Source organism: Deinococcus pimensis DSM 21231, assembly GCF_000519345.1.
In the GTDB taxonomy this organism is placed as follows: Bacteria; Deinococcota; Deinococci; order Deinococcales; family Deinococcaceae; genus Deinococcus_A; species Deinococcus_A pimensis.
Genome location: NZ_KI912669.1, coordinates 12425 through 14085 on the forward strand (window position 1 = coordinate 12425; position 1661 = coordinate 14085).

The following is a 1661-nucleotide window of genomic DNA, read 5'->3' on the forward strand; positions in this document are numbered from 1 at the left end:
CCGTCGTGGAGGCCCTCGCCGGGCGCGGCGTCGTGATCAGCGTGGACACCATGAAGCCGGGCGTGGCGCGCGAGGCCCTCGCGGCGGGCGCGCACCTCGTGAACGACGTCTCCGGCCTGCGCGACCCCACGATGCGCCGCGTCTGCGCGGAGGCGGGCGCGCCCGCCGTCGTGACGCACATGCTCGGCGAGCCCGCCACGATGCAGAAGGACCCCCGTTACGACGACGTGAGCGCCGAGGTCTTCGGGTCGCTGCGGGACGCCGCCGCGCTGGCCATCACGGAGGGCGTGCCGTCCGTCATGCTCGACCCCGGCATCGGCTTCGGCAAGACCGTGTCGCACAACCTCACGCTCCTGCACGACCTGCCCCGCCTCACGGCGGAACCCGCGCCCGTGCTGGTGGGCGCGTCGCGCAAGCGCTTCATCCACCTCCTCGCGGACGCCCCCGAGGCGGCCTCGCGCGACGCGGGCTCCATCGCGCTGCACCTGCACGCCGCCGACGCGGGCGCCGCGATGGTCCGCGTCCACGACGTGCCCGGCCACGTGCAGGCGCTCCGCGTGTGGGAGGTGCTGCGTCTCGGGCGCGCGTACCCTAGAATCCCGTCATGACCCGCAAGCCCGGCACGGTCGTCCTCTCCGGCCTCGAATTCCACGGTCGTCACGGCGTCTTCGAGGAGGAGGAACGCTTCGGCGCGCGCTTCGTCGTGGACGCGCACCTCGAGTGGGACTTCTCGGACCTCGCGGACCACATCGACCGCACCGTCAACTACGCCGCGGTGTACGACAGCGTCCGGCACGAGGTCACCGAGAAGCGCTACAAGCTCATCGAGATGCTCGCCGAACGCATCGCCGAGCGCATCCTCTCCGAGCACCCCCGGCTGGAGCGCGTCACGGTGCGCGTCCACAAACCGCACGCGCCCATCGCGGGCATCTTCCGGGACGTGTACGCCGAGGTGACGCGCGAGCAGGGCCAGACCGGACCGTGACGCGGGACGACGCGGTCGTCGCGCTCGGCGCGAACCTCGGCGATCCCCGCGCGGCCCTCTCGGCCGCGCGCGCCTCGCTCGCGCGGCTCGGTCTGATCGTCGCGGCGTCGGACGTGTACCGCACCGCGCCCGTCGGGGGCCCGCCGGGACAGCCCGACTACCTCAACGCCGCCGTGCGTCTGCGCACCGACCTCGCGCCCGGGGAGCTGCTGCGCGAACTGCTGCGGATCGAGCGTGAGGCGGGCCGCGAGCGGCGCGAACGCTGGGGGCCGCGCACCCTCGACCTGGACCTGCTGCTGCGCGGCGACGTCGTGCTGGACACGCCGGAACTCACGCTGCCGCACCCGCGCCTCATGGAGCGCGCCTTCGTCCTCGCGCCGCTCGCGCAGGTGTGGCCGGGCTGGCGGCACCCCGTGAAGGGGGAGACGGTGGAGGAGGCCCTCGCCCGCGTCGGCCTCGCGGGTGTCTCGCCTGAGGCGGGCGCGTGGTGAGGGCGCGTTCCTGAGGACCCCTTCACGGCGCGTTCGCTATACTGTGGCCCGAATGGCGCGTATCGACGGGAAGTACGACGAGCTGCGTGAACTCTCACGCTCGGGAGCGGAGACGTTGCTGGAGGTCCGGTCACCGGAGGGGGAGACCCTGCGGCTCGGCTGGTTCGACGTCTCCACGCCCGCCG

General features: G+C 73.5%; 3 protein-coding genes. All 3 read left to right on the forward strand.

Annotated features, from left to right (window positions below):
* On the forward strand, positions 1 to 608 hold a 608-nt coding region (gene folP, locus DEIPI_RS32585), incomplete at its 5' end, for a dihydropteroate synthase (protein ID WP_045234700.1).
* Positions 605 to 985: a dihydroneopterin aldolase gene (folB, locus tag DEIPI_RS0118670; RefSeq protein WP_027482766.1), complete on the forward strand. Its 381-nt coding sequence runs from the start codon at positions 605 to 607 to the stop codon at positions 983 to 985. The genes folP and folB, both read left to right, overlap by 4 nt.
* The gene (folK, locus tag DEIPI_RS0118675; RefSeq protein WP_027482767.1) at positions 982 to 1476 is read left to right on the forward strand and encodes a 2-amino-4-hydroxy-6-hydroxymethyldihydropteridine diphosphokinase; all 495 of its coding nucleotides are present in this window, start codon (positions 982 to 984) and stop codon (positions 1474 to 1476) included. Before folB ends, folK begins: the two co-directional genes overlap by 4 nt.
* The last annotated feature ends 185 nt before the right edge of the window (positions 1477 to 1661 follow it).